The sequence below is a fragment of the Kineosporia sp. R_H_3 genome, assembly GCF_002198675.1.
Classification (GTDB): domain Bacteria; phylum Actinomycetota; class Actinomycetes; order Actinomycetales; family Kineosporiaceae; genus R-H-3.
The window spans coordinates 1-15366 of record NZ_MWLL01000116.1; the positions used below are offsets into that span (position 1 = coordinate 1).

The 15366-nt window shown below is 75.9% G+C and carries 13 protein-coding genes; 8 read left to right on the forward strand and 5 right to left on the reverse strand.

Translation table 11 applies throughout. The features are described 5' to 3' along the window. Nucleotides 1-146: 146 nt before the first annotated feature. A complete protein-coding gene (locus ECOMGDLI_RS11235) occupies nt 147-512 on the reverse strand; it encodes a hypothetical protein (RefSeq protein ID WP_088316927.1) in 366 nt (121 codons plus the stop codon). 221 nt (nt 513-733) lie between these two features. On the opposite strand from ECOMGDLI_RS11235, the gene ECOMGDLI_RS34590 reads away from it, so the two are divergent. After that, a complete protein-coding gene (locus ECOMGDLI_RS34590) occupies nt 734-1642 on the forward strand; it encodes a copper resistance protein CopC (RefSeq protein WP_088316928.1) in 909 nt (302 codons plus the stop codon). Nucleotides 1643-1646: 4 nt separating this feature from the next. On the opposite strand, the gene ECOMGDLI_RS11245 is transcribed toward ECOMGDLI_RS34590, so the two are convergent. The 3 genes from ECOMGDLI_RS11245 to ECOMGDLI_RS11255 are packed head-to-tail and all read right to left on the reverse strand — an operon-like array spanning nt 1647 to nt 6447. Continuing rightward, the gene (locus ECOMGDLI_RS11245; protein ID WP_088316929.1) at nt 1647-3887 is read right to left on the reverse strand and encodes a LamG-like jellyroll fold domain-containing protein; all 2241 of its coding nucleotides are present in this window, start codon (nt 3885-3887) and stop codon (nt 1647-1649) included. Next, nucleotides 3884-4483 (reverse strand): hypothetical protein, encoded by a 600-nt coding sequence (locus ECOMGDLI_RS11250; protein WP_088316930.1) that lies wholly within the window; start codon nt 4481-4483, stop codon nt 3884-3886. Before ECOMGDLI_RS11250 ends, ECOMGDLI_RS11245 begins: the two co-directional genes overlap by 4 nt. Next, on the reverse strand, nt 4480-6447 hold the full coding sequence (locus ECOMGDLI_RS11255; RefSeq protein WP_088316931.1) for a fibronectin type III domain-containing protein: 1968 nt from the start codon (nt 6445-6447) through the stop codon (nt 4480-4482). Before ECOMGDLI_RS11255 ends, ECOMGDLI_RS11250 begins: the two co-directional genes overlap by 4 nt. Nucleotides 6448-6776: 329 nt before the next feature. Here ECOMGDLI_RS11255 and ECOMGDLI_RS36285 point away from each other — a divergent pair, with 329 nt between their 5' ends. From ECOMGDLI_RS36285 to ECOMGDLI_RS11290, 7 genes are all read left to right on the forward strand, one after another. Continuing rightward, on the forward strand, nt 6777-6902 hold the full coding sequence (locus tag ECOMGDLI_RS36285; protein ID WP_255395987.1) for a hypothetical protein: 126 nt from the start codon (nt 6777-6779) through the stop codon (nt 6900-6902). A 476-nt stretch (nt 6903-7378) separates the two neighbouring features. Then, a complete protein-coding gene (locus ECOMGDLI_RS11265; protein WP_088316932.1) occupies nt 7379-9052 on the forward strand; it encodes a glycosyltransferase family 2 protein in 1674 nt (557 codons plus the stop codon). A 47-nt stretch (nt 9053-9099) separates the two neighbouring features. Further along, nucleotides 9100-9951, forward strand: coding sequence for an HlyD family efflux transporter periplasmic adaptor subunit (locus ECOMGDLI_RS11270; protein ID WP_143447653.1), 852 nt, complete (start codon nt 9100-9102; stop codon nt 9949-9951). A 23-nt stretch (nt 9952-9974) separates the two neighbouring features. Next, nucleotides 9975-10934 carry a family 16 glycosylhydrolase gene (locus ECOMGDLI_RS11275; protein WP_088316934.1) on the forward strand — a complete coding sequence of 320 codons (960 nt, stop codon included), beginning with the start codon at nt 9975-9977 and terminating at the stop codon, nt 10932-10934. A gap of 53 nt (nt 10935-10987) precedes the next feature. Further along, the gene (locus ECOMGDLI_RS11280) at nt 10988-12622 is read left to right on the forward strand and encodes a phospholipase D-like domain-containing protein (RefSeq protein ID WP_088316935.1); all 1635 of its coding nucleotides are present in this window, start codon (nt 10988-10990) and stop codon (nt 12620-12622) included. A 45-nt stretch (nt 12623-12667) separates the two neighbouring features. Beyond that, entirely contained in the window at nt 12668-13150 is a 483-nt protein-coding gene (locus ECOMGDLI_RS11285; RefSeq protein WP_088316936.1) for an NUDIX domain-containing protein, read from the forward strand. 53 nt (nt 13151-13203) lie between these two features. Next, nucleotides 13204-13635 (forward strand): SRPBCC domain-containing protein, encoded by a 432-nt coding sequence (locus tag ECOMGDLI_RS11290; RefSeq protein WP_088316937.1) that lies wholly within the window; start codon nt 13204-13206, stop codon nt 13633-13635. A 17-nt stretch (nt 13636-13652) separates the two neighbouring features. Here ECOMGDLI_RS11290 and ECOMGDLI_RS11295 read toward each other — a convergent pair whose 3' ends face one another. Beyond that, entirely contained in the window at nt 13653-15359 is a 1707-nt protein-coding gene (locus ECOMGDLI_RS11295; RefSeq protein WP_143447654.1) for a CYTH and CHAD domain-containing protein, read from the reverse strand. Between the last annotated feature and the right edge of the window lie 7 nt (nt 15360-15366).

Genomic DNA, 15366 nt, shown 5'->3' on the forward strand with positions numbered 1-15366 from the left:
GCGGGCGCCGGGTCGCTGCACGCGGCCAGGACGAGCACGGACCCGACGGCGGCGAGGACCGCGGCGGCAGCGCGTCGGGGGCGGCGGGCAGCGGTCCGGGTCACGCCCTCACGCTAGCCCGCGTCGTCCCACCCCGGGCGGCCGCGTCAGCCGCGGACGCTCGCCAGCTGCGCCCGCTCCCCCGGCCGGCGCCAGGCGTAGGCCTCGAGCACGGTGGCGAGCACCGGGTCCATGGAGAGCCTGCGGTGCACGGGCAGCGGCGCGTTGACGATCTCGAACCAGATGCCGTCGTCGGCGGCCTGCAGGACGGCGCGGCGCAGCTCCTGGAGGCCGCTGTCGCCGAACGAGTCCACGCCGCCGAGGTTGACGCTGATGCCCTTGGGGCGCGAGCGCAGCAGCGCGCCCAGGCCGGAGCGCAGGATGGCCGTCGACGTCGCGGTCTCGATCTCCCCGCTGAGCGAGACCCGGATCCACTGCCGGGCGGCGCGGTCGATGACGGACACGATCTGCACGGCAGGTGCGGCTCCTTCCTGGGCCGGGTGCTCGACTGCTCGACCGTCCGCGGGCCCGTCGGACGCGGACGGGCCGCGCCCGGCAGGCTCCTGTGCCGGTCCTCTGACTTGTCGGCGGGACGTGTGCGCTCTTGAGATCGTTCGCAGCCGCACCACCCTCTCGGCGGTGATCCGCCCCGGACGGCGTCAACCCGGCGCCCCCGGCGGCCGACACCTACAGGGTGACAGCGCGACCGCGAGCCGTTGCCGCCGCGGCCCTCGTGCTCGCGGGCGGCCTCGCCGCCGCGCCTGCCGCCGCGGCCGTTGCGCCCGCGGCCCCGGGCGGCTCCGTAGCCGCTTCCTCCGCCCTCTCCGACGTCTCCTCCGCCGCCCTGACGAAGGCCCCGGCGGGCCTGCTCCGCTCGGACCCGGAGAACGGGTCCTGGGCGCGGCGCACCCCCGACGCCGTCCGGCTCTGGTTCACCTCCGGCACCGTCGCGCGGGCCGCGGCCGTGCGGGTCTCGACGCCGCGCCGGACCTCGGCGACGGACGTGCGGCTGTCGGTGTCGGGTGCGGTGCTCAGCGTGCGTCTGCCGGACGACGGTCCGGGTGACTACCGCGTCGTCTGGTACGTCCTGCCGGGCGCGGACGGCGCCGGCGCCGCCGGGGCCGACACCGGGTACGGCGCGGCGGACGGCGAGGGCGGCGCCGCGGGCACGGTCGCCTTCCGGGTCGGCGGCGTCCGGCCCGCTCCCGGCTCGGACCGCGACCCGGACGACGCACGGGTGCCGGGTACGCCCCGCGCGGGCGGCTTCACCATCCCGGACCGGCCGACCACGTCCGGCGGCCGCGACGACGCCACGACGACCCCCACCACGACAACCCCCACGACCACGACGTCCACCACCACGACCTCCGCCGCGGCCACCGACGCCCGCCCCACGACGGCCCGCGCCGGGCTGCCGGCGCTGCCGGCGCTGCCACCCGGGCCCGCCGTCACCCCCGGCGACGGCCCGGCCGTGACGGCCGCGCTGCTCCTCACGGACCCCGTCGGCCTCGGCGTGACCGGGCTCGCAGGGCTGCTCGCGTGCGCCCTGGCGGCCCGCTGGTCGTGGCGCCGCGGCACCGCGGCCGGCCTGCGACCGCGCTGATCGGCTACCCGCCCGACCCGTCGAGCGTCGTCTCGCGGTACCCCTGCACCCCGGCCCCGGCGAGCTGCGGCGGGGCGTTCCACTTCTGCACGCGGCTGCCGTCGCAGACGTCCGCGGTGATCGTCGACCACTGCGCGAGGCCGCCCGACGTCTCCCCCGGCCTCCCGAGGGACAGGCAGCGTCCCTGGACGTCGGTGATCGTGTACGCCGTGGCGCGGGCCCCGGTCGCCCCGAGCTTCACCCAGTGCTGCGCGGTGTCGGCGGCGTCGCAGGGAACGGTGAGCACGTACCCGCCCGTCGACGTCGGCGTGCGCAGGCAGTGGTCACCGGTCGGCGCCGGCGTCGTGACGAGCCCTGTCACCGGGTCGTGGACGAACCGCTGGTTCCACAGCACCGGCCGCGTCGGGTCGGCCTTGCAGGGGAAGGCGATGAGGTAGGGCCACGTGACCTTCTGGTTCGTCACGTCGAGGCAGCGGCCGAACTCGCCGTAGTTGACGAGCTGACCGGTCACGTCGCCGGCCGCCCCGGCCCCGACGGCCGAGCTCGGCGCCCAGTCCCGGGCCGCACCGCAGTCGGCCTGCAGGGTCAGCCCCGCCCCGGCGGCGAGCGTCGGGGCGTCGACGCAGGCACCGGACAGCGCCGTCGCGTCGAACCGCTCGAGCTCGATCCGGCCGCCGTCGTTGTACGCCCACTTCTGGTGCGGGCCGCCGTCGCAGGGTGCGAGGAACGCCACGACGTCGTCCACGGCACCGCCGAGCGGCCAGTGGTGCTCGGCCCCGGTGCTCGCGGCGAGGCCCGTGACGTCCTGCCACGTCGGCGCCGTCGCGACGCTCGTCACCTCCCAGTCCCAGAGCTGGCGCGGCCACACCGAGACGTGCGCGAGCGAGCCCTGCCAGTACGGGTTGGACGGCGCCTGCACCCAGCCCGCGACGAGCTCGCCGCCCCACCCGACGTGCCAGTAGCCCGCGGTGCTCCCGGCCGACGTCCACAGCGGGTCCCAGGCGACGAGCGCGCCGTCCACGTAGAGCTTGGTCCCGCCCCAGCCGACCGACGCCGCGACGTGGTGCCAGGCACCGTCGGCGTACGTGCCGGTCGAGGTGACCGTGCGCCGGGACGTCGGCGAGACGCCCCACACGAGGTGCCCGGCCGAGTCGACCCAGAGCATCCTGTCCGCGGTGGTGCCCGCCGTCCCGGGGTCGCCGCCGAAGCCGATGACGGTGCCGCTGCGCGCCGTCGTCCGGAACCACGCCGCGACCGTCACCGCGGCGGGCGGGGCGAACGACGTCGACGTCCGCAGCCAGGACGACGCCCCGGAGAACGCGTGGGCCGAGCCCTCGACCGGGCCGGTGAGGTCGGGCGTCACGGCCGTCGAGGACGACGCCGTCGCGTCCGCGGGGGACGTGCCGTGGTCGGTGAGGTCCGCCCGGTCCCGTGGCTCGCCGGTCAGGCACATGCCGTCGTAGGTCCCGCTCACGGCGCTCTGGGTGCCGGCGAGGACGACGGAGTAGTCGTCGCGGAACGACCACAGCTGCTCGTCCCGGGCGGCGTCGCACGTCGCGAGCACCGGGACCGATCCCGTGGCCGGTGCGGTGGACGGCGAGGCCCAGCACAGGTCCGCGGAGGCCGAGTACGTGCCGACCTTGACGAGCCCGCCGGCGATCCCGGCGTCCGTGCGGTTGAAGGCGTAGACGACCTCGACGGAGCGGTCGGTCCACCCCGCCGGCAGCCCGCCCTCGGAGGACGCCGTGGCGACCGACTGCAGCAACGCGTAGTACGGCGCCTGCGGGGTGCCGCCACCGGTGACGCACGAGATCGTGTTCGTCGCCCGCCAGGACTCGGGGTGCCCGGACGGGTCGTCGAGGTAGTAGCGGATGACGACCGCGTAGGACGTCGGCGACGCACCGTCGGCGGAGACCGTCGCTCCGGCGCTGCCGCGCAACGGGTTCGCGGCCGTCGCGCAGGGCAGCCGGGTCAGGTCGCCCACCTCGCCGGTCCCGGCGACCGTCGTCCGGGCCGCCCGGACGACGGCGAGCCCGGCCTCCAGCCCGGCGCCCGCGGCGTGCAGGGTCCGCTCGCGCGCCCGCTCGGCCGCCGTGGGGAGCACCTCCCCGACGACGGTCGCGAGCACCGCGACCGACATCGCCGCGGTCATGAGCAGCACGAGGACGACCTGGAGCATGCCGACGCCCTCGTCGTCGTGCCGCCGGGGCCGCAGCGCGGCGAGCGGTCCTCCGGGGCGGGTCATGACCGCGCCACCTCCGCGCAGACCTGCTCGGACGCGACACCGCCGCTCTCGCCCGCGCCCTCGGTCAGCGGGACGACGGTCCCGGCGGGGACCGGCCCGCCCGTCGCCCGCCGCAGGCGCAGGTCGACGACGACCCGGCCCTGCGCCCAGTCGTCGTCCGCGGGGAGCAGCGCGAAGACGGGCTGGCCCGTCGTGTTCGCGACGCCGGTCGCGAGGGTGAGCCACGCGGTCGGCGTCGTCGTGCCCGCGGTCCAGGTGCGGGTCTGCAGCACCTGCTCCGCCGGGACGACGCGCCACTGCCGGCAGACCGCGGGACCGCCTGCCGCGGCAGCGGTCCGGGCCTCCAGGTACGTGTCGGCACCGACGGTCGCCGGCGGGTTGACGAGCTCGGCGGAGGCGAGCCCGCGGCGGACGGCGTCGACCGCCCGGCGGGCGTCCTGCGCGGACGCCGCGGTCGCGTCGAGCCGGCCCGCCGTCCGGATCATCCCGGTGACCGCCAGCGCGCTCACGACGAGGACCACCGTGAGCAGGATGCTCCCGACGAGCAGCTCGACGAGGGTCGTCCCCTCGTCCCGCGGGCGCGGACGGCGGGTCACGCCGTCCCCGTCCGGGCCGCCGACGCCGGGCCGGTGCCCATGGCGTTCGTCGCGGTCACCGTCACCGAGTACGTCGTCCCCGTGGTGAGACCGGTGAGCACGCAGCCGTTCGCGGCCGACGTGCACGTCGCACCGCCCGGGGCCGCGGTCGCCGTGTAGCCGGTCGGGGGCGAGCCGCCGTCCCACGACGGTGCGTCCCAGACGACGGCGAGGCTGCCGGGCGCGGCCGTCGTCACGGTGACGCCGGCCGGCGCGCGCGGGGTGACCGGCGCGGACCACTTGCGGGCGAGGTACTCCTCGAGCACCCGGCGCTCCGCGGTCGTCGCGGTCCCCTCGAGGACGACGACCTCCTCGATCGGGCCGCGCCAGCGGTCGTTGACGGAGCCGTCCGGCCAGATCGTGCAGCCGAGCCCGGCCGCCCCCGTCCCGGTGCTGCGCAAGGCCGCCGTGGCCCGGACGACGGCGGCCTGACCCGCGGCCCAGAGCACGACCTGCCCCGGGTCGTGCTGCGCGCCGACGACCTGCGCCGAGGTGCGCGACCAGTCGAGCGCGGAGACCGCCTTGTCGCTGAACGCGGTGTCGGCGGCGGCCTGGGCGCTGCCGGCGACCTTGTAGACCTGCCGCGCCTGGCCGCCGAGGTGCGTGCCCCAGGTGACGACCTGGCGGTACGGCGCGGTCGCCGGGGTCGGGTCCGCGGCGGTCGCGACGACGTACACCGTGCTCGGCGTCGCCCCGTTGGGCAGCAGCACCGGGTCCGCCGCGAGGCACGTCGTCGTCCCGTCCCAGTCCGGGACGACGCGACCGGCGCCGACGACGCTCGACGGCGGGGTGCTCCCGGCCCGGACGGTCGCGTCGTTGCCGCGGGCGGACTTGTCCTTCCAGCGCCGCACCGGCTGCCCCGAGCCGGTCACGGCCGTCGTCCCGGCCGCGTCGGTCGCCAGCGTCGCGAGGTCCGCGCCGTCGAGCCACCAGGCGAGCCGGGCGCCCGTCATCACCGCGGCCGGGTAGGGGATGACGGTCGTCGAGGCCTCGGCACCGGCGCCGAGCGCGTTGGTGGCGACGACGTGCACCGTGTACGTGACCCCGTTGACGAGCCCGGTGAGGCGGGCGCCGAGCGCCGCCGCTGCGGCCGTCGCCGTGACGGCGGTGCCGCCGTCGCCGGGGACCGCGGTGAGCGTGTAGCCGAGGATCGGCGAGTCCCCGGGCGAGGCCGGCAGCGCCCACGTGAGGTCGGCGACGCCGTCGCCGGGGACCGCGACGAGCAGCCGCGGCACGGACGGCGTCGGGCGCCGGATCTCGAAGAGCGGGTCGTCGGAGGCGTCGCGCAGCGTCGAGGCGGTGTAGAGGCAGCCGCCGGGGCAGCCGCGGGCCGCCGCCCACGAGACCGCGGCGACGACCCGGTAGACGGTCGTGGCGGGGACGTTCCCGATCCCGGACGCCGCGACGCAGGCCCCGCCCGCGACGGGCAGCGAGCAGGTCCCGACGTAGGTCCGCACGGTGAACTGCTGGCCGCCGACGACCACGGGGTCGGAGACGGTCTGCGCGGTGCCGGAGCGCAGCCCGGTCAGCGGCACGAGGGCCGGCCGGGACGCGCAGTCCGTCGGGGTCGTCGCCGGGTCGGTCGCGGCGAGGTCGAGCCCCGCGGGCGCCGCGGCCCACTGCTGGGTGACGGCCGACGCCGTCCGGCCGTCGAGCAGGGGCACGCACCCGTCGCCGCGGGCCGTCACGGGGACGGCGGCCGCCGTCCCGAGGGCCTGCGCGGCGAGCCGGACGGCGGTCTGGTGCCGCTGCAGCGCCGCGGCCGAACGGGTGCTCCCGACGAAGGTCACGGAGGCCGAGGCGAGGACCAGCCCGACGAGGACGACGGCCAGGACGTTCTCGAGCAGCGTGAAGCCCCGGTCGTCCGGCGCCGGGGGCAGGGGCGCGTGACGGCGACCGTCCGACCGGCGGCCGCACGAGTGCATGCCTGTCAGATCGTCCGGATCCCCCCGTTCTTGACCCGGGCGCGGCAGGACGACCCGACCGGACCACAGCCGGTCCGCCGGACGGCGATCAGGCCCCTGACCGGGACCGATGGCCCGCGGAAGGGCCTGCGGGACGTGCCCCGCGGGCCGTCCGGACGACGCCGTCCGGGGCGGATCCGGAAGAAGTGTTCGGAGAATCGGCCCGGAGGGCGCAGACTAGGGGTGTGACGCAGAGCCCTCCTCGCCAGCGCCGGCCGCTTCCGACCAGCCCGTTCCAGCGTAAGGAGGTCACCCTCCCCACCACGGCTGACTTCCACGTCGGTGACCGGGTGACCCACGACCACTGCGGCCTCGGCCGTGTGGTCGCCGTCTCAGAGCACTACGTGACCGTCGACTTCGGGTCGGCGGGCACCAAGCAGGTCACCCCCGCAGCGCGGGGCTTCTCGATCCTCTAGCCAGGTACGCGGCCGCCTCCGGGCGGCCGCGTCGCCCGGTAGAAGACCGCCGGACGACGTCACCGCGCAGCGGGTGGCGGCGTCCGTAGGGTCCGCACTGCCCCACCACTCGTGCGAGCGAGTCCCCGGCCCTCCCGGCCTGCGGACCCCCCCGAGTGTCCCCGGTCACGTCCCCCCGTCGCGTGCATGATCCGCGCCGGGAGTGGCACAGGGCCCCAGGACGGAGCCGCGCCGCTCCGTGATGATGCGCATCTGCGCCACGTCAAGCCCGGTCCGTCGTCACGCCGGCCGGGCCCGGTGCCCTCCACGACGGGACGCCCCGGCACCGCAGCCGGGCGGGTGTCCCGCAGCAGGTCGCACGGCGACGACGCCGGGCCCTGCCCCAGACCATCGCACCGCGGCGCGCCCTGCGCCGGACCGCTGCGGCACCCCACGCCGGCGCACCGCCGGCTCCAGGACGGAGACGCCACATCGTCATGTCTGCAGACACGGGACACCTGTCCGAGCACGAACCTGCTGCCGCCCACGCCCCTGCCCAGGCCCGGGCGAACCACCTCACCGCGCAGCCCGTCGACGACTACTCGTGGCGGCCGCTGCAACGCTCGACCCGCGTCGCCGTCGCCCTGGCGCTCGCCGTCACGATCTACTACGTCGTCTTCCTGCTCAACCCCGCCTACCGCGGCAACCCGTGGCTGTGGGGGGCGGTGCTCTTCGCGGAGGGCCTGACGGTCTTCCAGGCGCTCGGCACCTGGTGGACGGTCCTGGCCAACCAGGGGCACCCGGACACGACCGAGGTCGTGCTCAACCGCCGCCGCCTCACCACCGGTTCCTGGACGCCGACCGTCGACGTCTTCATCACCGCGTGCGGTGAGCCCGTCGAGATCGTCGACGGCACGATCCGGGCCGCGCGTGACATGGCGGTGCCGCACAAGACCTGGATCCTCGACGACGGCAAGTCCGACGAGCTGCGCGACCTGTGCGCCGAGCTCGGCGTCGGCTACCTGCGCCGCGGCGACAACGCGCACGCCAAGGCGGGCAACGTCAACGCCGGTCTGGCCCGCACGGACGGCGACTTCGTCGTCATCCTCGACGCCGACCACGTCCCGAGCCCGGACTTCCTGGTCCGTGCCCTCCCGCACCTGTTCGACGACGGCGTCGCGTTCGCCCAGACGCCGCAGGCGTTCCCGGCCGCGAAGGGCCTCGTCGCCACCGGCACCGCCGAGGCGCAGCGGATCTTCTACGAGCTGGTCTGCCCCGGCAAGAACCACTTCAACGCGGTGTTCTGCGTCGGCACGAACGTCATCTTCCGGCGGGCGGCCCTCGACCAGCTCGGCGGCATGTGGACGGCGAGCAACTCCGAGGACATCTGGACCTCGATCGAGCTGCACCGCCGCGGCTGGCGCTCGGTGTTCGTCCCCGAGACCCTCGCCCGCGGTCTCGCGCCCGACAACCTGCTCGCGTTCTTCAAGCAGCAGTTCCGCTGGTCCTACGGCGGCTTCGAGATCCTCCTGCGCGGCGGCATCTTCCGCCGCAAGGGCCTGACGCTCGACCAGCGCTTCCAGTACCTGCTCACCGGCACGAACTACCTGCTGTCGCTCGGCGCCATGGTGCTCATGCTGCTGCCGTCGGCGTACCTGCTCCTCGGGCTCAGCCCCGTCACCGCGACGATGTCGGTCTGGCTCACGCACTACGTGCCGTTCTACACGCTCGTCCTGGCCGTCACGTGGCTGCAGACCGGCGGTTTCAAGCCGTCGGCCGTCGTCACGAGCATCGGCGCGGCGCCGATCCACCTGCGGGCGCTCGTCATGGCCGTGCTGGGCCGCAAGGCGAAATGGACCGTGACCAACGTCAAGAGCGGCCGGCTCCCCGGTGTCCAGCTCGTGCTGCCGCACGTCGCGCTGCTCATCCTCAACGTCACCGCGATCGCCGTCGGCATCGCGACGATGACCGACCCGCTCGCCACCGGCCTGTCCGTCGTGTGGGCGTCGCTGCACGTGCTCGTCCTCGGCCGGGTCGTCGTCGAGGCCGTCCTCGCCCCGGGCCAGGAGCGCGAGCGCCGCGAGGACCGCAAGGCCGGTGCCCGCATCATCCGTGCACTGCCGTGGCCGGCACGCACCGACGACGAGCGCAGCGCGCAGGCCCTCGCATGAGCGCCTCCCCGCTGACCTCCCCGCGCACGGACCCGAAGGGAAACCCCATGATCGACCTCACCGAGCTCGACCCCGCCCGCGGCACCGAGGCCCGCGACCGCACCCCCGGCGGCGACACGGACGCCGTCCGCCGGCTGTCCGCGGACTCCCCGGGGCGCCGCGCCGCCGGTACCCCGGCCGCGCCGCGGCACCCCCTGCCCCGCACCCGTCGCCGGCCCGACGTGAAGAAGTGGTGGTCGCGGCTCCTCGTGCTCGCCATGATCGCGGGCGCGGTGTACGGCGGGACGAAGCTCGTCGAGTACCGCACGACCCAGCAGCAGACCATGGACATCGGCACCGTGACGCTCACCGCGCGCGCCACCGCCGTCTCGCCGTCCCAGCTGGGCGTCGTGAAGACGGTGGCCGTGAACGCGGAGGACACCGTGAAGGCCGGGGCCCGGCTCGGCACCGTCACGACGACGACGGTCACCGGCAACGGCCGCGTCGAGACCGCCGAGATCGCCGTCCGCGCACCGTCCGACGGCGTCGTCGTCGCCGACCCGATGCCTGTCGGCGCGACCGTCGCGCCCGGCCAGGCCTTCGTGAGCATCTACGACCCGGCGGACATGACCTTCGTCGGCGACGTGAAGATCGACACGCTGACCCACCTCAGCAGGGGCATGACCGTGACGCTCACAGGTCCCGGCCTGGCCGCGCCCGTGACGGCGAAGGTCGAGCGGGTGGCACCGCGGGTCGTCGGCAGCACCGACGACGTGGCGGCGGGCGCCATGCAGCTCGTGCTCACCCCGGCCGCGACCACGCAGGTCGCCGACCTCGTGCCCGGCTACCAGCTCACCGGCTCGGTCCAGGCCGACCCGGACGCCACGCCTGCCGGTGGCGGGATCCTCAGCGGCTCCTGACCCGTTCTCCAGGAAGGCTTCTCATGACGCACGCGACGACCGACAGAACGACCGGGCCGCCCAGCCCCGGACAAGGCGGCGACCCGGCCGCGGACGTCCGCCGGCCGCGGCGCCCCCGCAGGACGACGGCCCTGGTCGCCGGTGGACTCGTCGTCCTCCTCGCCGCCCTCGGCACCTGGTGGTGGACGACGCAGCGCTGGCAGACCGAGTGGCGCGACGACTTCGACGCCTCGGCCGGGAGCCTGCCCTCGCAGGACTGGATCGTCGACACCGGCACCCAGTACCCCGGCGGTGCACCCAACTGGGGCACCGGCGAGATCCAGACCTACACCGACGACCCCGCGAACGTCGGCCACGACGGCGACGGTCACCTGCGCATCACCCCGACGGTGGACGCCTCGGGCGCCTGGCGGTCGGGTCGCATCGAGACCCGGCGCACCGACTTCGCCGCCGAGCCCGGCGGCGAGCTGCGCGTCACGTCCCGGATCAAGGTGCCGGACGGCGGCCAGGGCTACTGGGCGGCGTTCTGGATGCTCGGCGAGGGGTTCCGCGAGAACGTCACCGACTGGCCCGGCGCGGGCGAGGTCGACATCCTCGAGGTCATCGGGCGCAAGCCGACGACGGTGCACGGCACGCTGCACTGCGGCACGGCACCGGGTGGTCCCTGTTCCGAGACCGACGGTCTCGCCGGGGCCAGGTCCGTGCCCGACGGCACCCACCTGTCGGAGGGTTTCCACGACTACGCCGTCGTGTGGGACCGCACCGGCGCGACCGAGGAGCTGCGCTGGTACCTCGACGGCGACCTCTTCCACACGGTCCGCTCGAGCGACGTGCCGGCGGCGGTGTGGGAGAGAGCGACCGGACGAGGCTTCTTCGTGCTGCTCAACGTCGCGATCGGCGGCGGCTGGCCGGGGCCCCCGGACGGCACGACGACGCCGGGCCGCCCGATGCTCGTCGACTCCGTCGCCGTCGAACGGCGCTGACGGCGGGCGCACGTCCCGGTGCAGGGCGCCCCGGGCGGCGTGATGATCGGACGGTGAGGGCCCACGGCAGCGCGACGGACGACGGGGCGGCGGCGCGGTGGTTCCTCACCCCGGCCCGTCGCGGCAACCCGGCCACCGAGATCGACCGGCTGCCCGAGGACTCCCCCGGGTCCTGGTGCGGCGGCAACCGCGTCGTCCCGCTCCTGCACGGCGCGACGTACTTCCGCCGCCTCCACGAGGTGCTCTGCGCGCTCTCGGCGGGCGACCGGGTGTTCTTCACGGACTGGTCCGGCGACGCCGACGAGCGGCTCCTGCCCGACGGCGGCGAGGTCGGGGACGTCCTGCGCGACCTCGTGACCGCCGGTGTCGAGGTGCGGGCGCTGCTGTGGCGCTCGCACTCCGAGCGGCTGTCGTTCACCGCCGCGCAGAACCAGCGGCTCGGGCGGTGGCTCAACGAGGCCGGCGGCGAGGTGCTCCTCGACCAGCGGGTGCGCCGGTTCGGCTCGCACCACCAGAAGCTCTTCGTCGTCCAGCACACCGGGCACGCGGAGCGGGACGTCGCGTTCGTCGGCGGGATCGACCTGTGCCACGGCCGCCGCGACGACGAGGAGCACGCAGGCGACCCGCAGCAGCCGCCGATGGACCGGCGCTACCGCGGCCGCGCGCCGTGGCACGACGTGACCTTCGAGCTGCACGGCCCGGTCGTCGGAGACCTGCTGCGCACCTTCGCCGAGCGCTGGAACGACCCCACGCCGCTCGACCGCCGCACCCCCTACCGGCTCCTCACGCAGCGCCTGGCCCGGATGCCCCGCCACCCGCGGCCGCTGCCCGAGGCGTTCCCCGACCCGCCGGCGGCCGGCCGGCACGCCGTCCAGGTGCTGCGGACCTACCCGCGCAAACGGCCGCGCTACCCCTTCGCGCCCGAGGGCGAGCGAAGCGTCGCCCGCGGCTACCGGACGGCGTTCGGGCTCGCCCGGAGCCTGGTGTACCTCGAGGACCAGTACCTGTGGTCCGGCGACGTCGTGGAGTCGCTGTGCGCGGCGCTGCGCCGCTCGCCCGGCCTGCGGGTCGTCGCCGTCGTCCCGCGCTTCCCGGACGCCGACGACGCGCTCGCCGGGCCGGCCAACCGGCTCGGCCAGATCGACGCCCTGGCCCGGCTCTACCGGGCGGGCCCGGGCCGGGTCGGCGTGTACGACGTCGAGAACGCCGCCGGGACGCCGATCTACGTGCACGCCAAGGTCTGCGTCGTCGACGACGTGTGGGTCAGCTGCGGGTCCGACAACGTCAACCGCAGGTCCTGGACGTCGGACAGCGAGCTCACGGTCGCCGTCCTCGACCCGGAGCGGGACCCGCGCGAGCCGCGGGACGTGAGCGGCACCGGGGACGGCGCCCGGGTGCTGCCGCGGACGCTGCGGATGCGTCTGGCGGCCGAGCACCTCGGGCTCGCGGCGGACGACGCACGGCTCGTCGACCCGATGGCGAGCGCCGACCTGTGGGCGGCGCGGGCGCGGGCGCTCGACGACTGGCACCACGCGCGCCGGGCGGGCGAGCGGCCGCCCGGCCGGGCCCGCGTGCACCGGCCGCAGCCGGTGCCACGCTGGGCACGCACCTGGTCGGTGCCGCTGTACCGCACGGTGTACGACCCCGACGGCCGGTCCCGCCCGCTGCGGCGCGCCGGCGAGTTCTAGGGTGGCAGCGGGCCGGACGGTCCGCCGTCGAGCAGGGAGGTCGTCGTGGCCGGCAGACGCTCGGCAGGGATCCTGCTGTGGCGCAGGGGGTCCGGGGGTGTCGAGGTGCTCGTCGCGCACATGGGGGGCCCGGCGTGGGCCCGCAAGACGGTCGGTTCGTGGTCGGTGCCGAAGGGCGAGTACCTCGACGACGAGGACCCGTTCGCGGCCGCGCTGCGCGAGTTCGCCGAGGAGCTCGGGCAGCCGGTGCCGGCCACCGAGTTCCTCCCGCTCGGGAGCGTGCGGCAGAAGAGCGGCAAGGTCGTGACCGTCTGGGCGGCCGAGGGCGACCTGGACCCGGACACGTGCGTGAGCAACACCTACGAGGCCGAGTGGCCGCCGCGCTCGGGACGGATCCAGACCTTCCCGGAGATCGACCGGGTCGCCTGGATGACCCCGGAGGAGGCGAAGGCGGTCGTCATCCCGGCCCAGGCGGAGCTGTTCGACCGGCTCGTCGCGGCCCTGGCGGCGCCCGGCGACCCGTCGTGACCCGCAGCACGTCCCTGACAGGAGATGTCGTCTTCGAGGGCTAGCGTCGGGCCATGCCGATCTTCGAGTCGACGGTCGATGTCGACGCCGCGCCCGCCGCCGTCTGGGACGTCCTCGTCGACACCGCCCGCTGGCCGCAGTGGGACTCGGGCGTGCTGGGCGTCGAGGGGAGCGTCGCCCTGGGCGCGAAGGTGACCGTGCGGGTGGAGGCGAACCCGGGCCGGGCCTTCCCGGTCAGGGTCGTCGAGCTGGCCCCGCCGGGCGCGATGACCTGGCGCGGCGGGATGCCCCTGGGCCTGTTCACCGGGACCCGGACCTACCGGGTCTCGGCGCAGGGCGCGGGCACCCGCCTCGTCATGCGCGAGGAGTACACCGGCCCGCTCGCGGGCCTCGTCACGCGCTCGATCCCGGACCTGCAGCCCTCGTTCGACCGGTTCACGGCCGGGCTCAAGGCCCGCGTCGAGGGCGGCGCCGGCGCCGCCTGAGCCCGCGGCGCGGGCCGTCAACCGAGCCAGGCCCGGTACGCCGGGTCCTGCGCCGCCGCCCAGACGCCGTCGAAGTCCGTCTCGGTGGTGTAGCCGCGCACCTGCTCGAGCGCGTGCAGCCGGCCGTACGTGAACGTGCTCTCACCGGCCGCGTGCGCCGCGGCCGAGAGCTCGACGAGGTAGCCGCGGATGACGACGCTGTCCTGGTGCTCGCCGAGCACCTCCTGCACGGCCGCCATCTGCTTGCCGTACGCCTTGGCGTCCTTGCCGAAGGCGGCGACCAGGCTCTCTCCCGCGTACCGGGCGCGCTTGGCGGCCTTGCGGACGTCGTGGAGCAGCAGGTCGTGCTCGGCCGGGTCGTCGGTGGCGTGCGCCGCGTCGACGAGCCGCGCCGTCCGCTTCCACGTCTTGCGGACGAGCGGCAGCAGGACGTCGGCCGCCGGGCCCTCGGCACCGGCGGTGAACGGCGGCGTCGCGACGAGGGCGTCGAGGGTGTCGAGGAGCGCGAAGTAGCGCGGGGTGTCCAGCGTGACGAGGGCCTCGTCATGGGCGGCCCGGTAGCGCTCGTCCATCGTGCGCACGATCCGCTCGACGACCGGGCCCTCGACGAGGCCCGCGGGCTCGGCCTCGACGAGACCGCGCAGGTGGTCGCGGACGACCTCGGCGTCCCGGGCCGCGCCGAGCTCCTCCCCGAGCCAGGCGAGCTCCTCGCGCAGCGGCTCGGTCACCTCGCGGTCGAGCAGCGGCCGGTACACGGTGAGCGCGCTGCGCAGCCGGCGGCAGGCGACCCGCATCTGGTGGACGGCGTCCTCGGCGTCGACCCGGACGAGCGGGTCGTGGGTCTGCAGGTGCGCGACCTGGTCGCGCAGGTACGCCAGGACGACGGCCCCGGCGCTGCCCTCGGCAGGCGGCTGCGCGGCGTCCTCGCCGGCGTCGTCGGCGTCCTCGTCCGCGCCGGGAGCGGCCGGGACGCGCCCCGCGGCGGCCAGCGCGCGGGCGACCTTGGACGGCGAGTCGCTCACCGCGGCGCCGGCCTTGACGAACGCCTTGACGACCTTGGCGAGCAGCTTCTCGGTGCCGCCGACGAGCTCGACCTCGATCTCGTCCCAGGCGGTGAGCGTCGTCCAGCGACCGTTGGCCGAGGGCACCGACGCGTGGACGGCGTCCACCGCGACCTCGGCGAGCACGGCGCCGTCCGCCCCGAGCAGGTTGCGGACGGTGCGTGTCGTCCGCAGCCGGACGACGGGGACGATCGCGACCCCGCGGGCGTGCACCTCGACCCCGGCGCGCAGCGCGGGCGGCACGACGCGGGTGGCCCGGCCGAGCGGGTGGTGCTCCTCGGTGCGGGCGCCGCCGGACGCCGGCCGCTTGAGGTGCCAGCCGCCGTCCGTGCCGCCGGTCCGCCGGCGCAGCGTGAGCCGGGCCTTCTGCAGCCGCAGGTCCTCGGTGTCGAAGTACGTCGCGTCGAGGGAGTGCTCGACCGGGTCGGAGACGGCCGCCACCCCGGCGACGCCGAGGAGGTCGGGCAGGACGAACCCCGCGGGGGCGTCCAGCTTGCGCTCGATCTCGACGTGGCGGGTGGGGGCGGGGGGCGTCATGTGGCCAGTAAACATCCAGAAGGTGAACAGAACGCGGGCCGTCCGGACCCGGTGCTGACGACCACCTGACCGGAGCACCCGGACGACGGCGCGCAGGGCCCCGGGGCGGCGCACGTCGCTTCTCACGATCCGA

Bases quoted from the DNA above. Each gene is read 5' to 3' on its own strand.
- ECOMGDLI_RS11245 (WP_088316929.1), bottom strand. From the start codon at position 3,887: ATGACCCGCCCCGGAGGACCGCTCGCCGCGCTGCGGCCCCGGCGGCAC.
- ECOMGDLI_RS11255 (WP_088316931.1), bottom strand. From the start codon at position 6,447: ATGCACTCGTGCGGCCGCCGGTCGGACGGTCGCCGTCACGCGCCCCTG.
- ECOMGDLI_RS11265 (WP_088316932.1), top strand. From the start codon at position 7,379: ATGTCTGCAGACACGGGACACCTGTCCGAGCACGAACCTGCTGCCGCC.
- ECOMGDLI_RS11270 (WP_143447653.1), top strand. From the start codon at position 9,100: ATGATCGACCTCACCGAGCTCGACCCCGCCCGCGGCACCGAGGCCCGC.
- ECOMGDLI_RS11275 (WP_088316934.1), top strand. From the start codon at position 9,975: ATGACGCACGCGACGACCGACAGAACGACCGGGCCGCCCAGCCCCGGA.
- ECOMGDLI_RS11290 (WP_088316937.1), top strand. From the start codon at position 13,204: ATGCCGATCTTCGAGTCGACGGTCGATGTCGACGCCGCGCCCGCCGCC.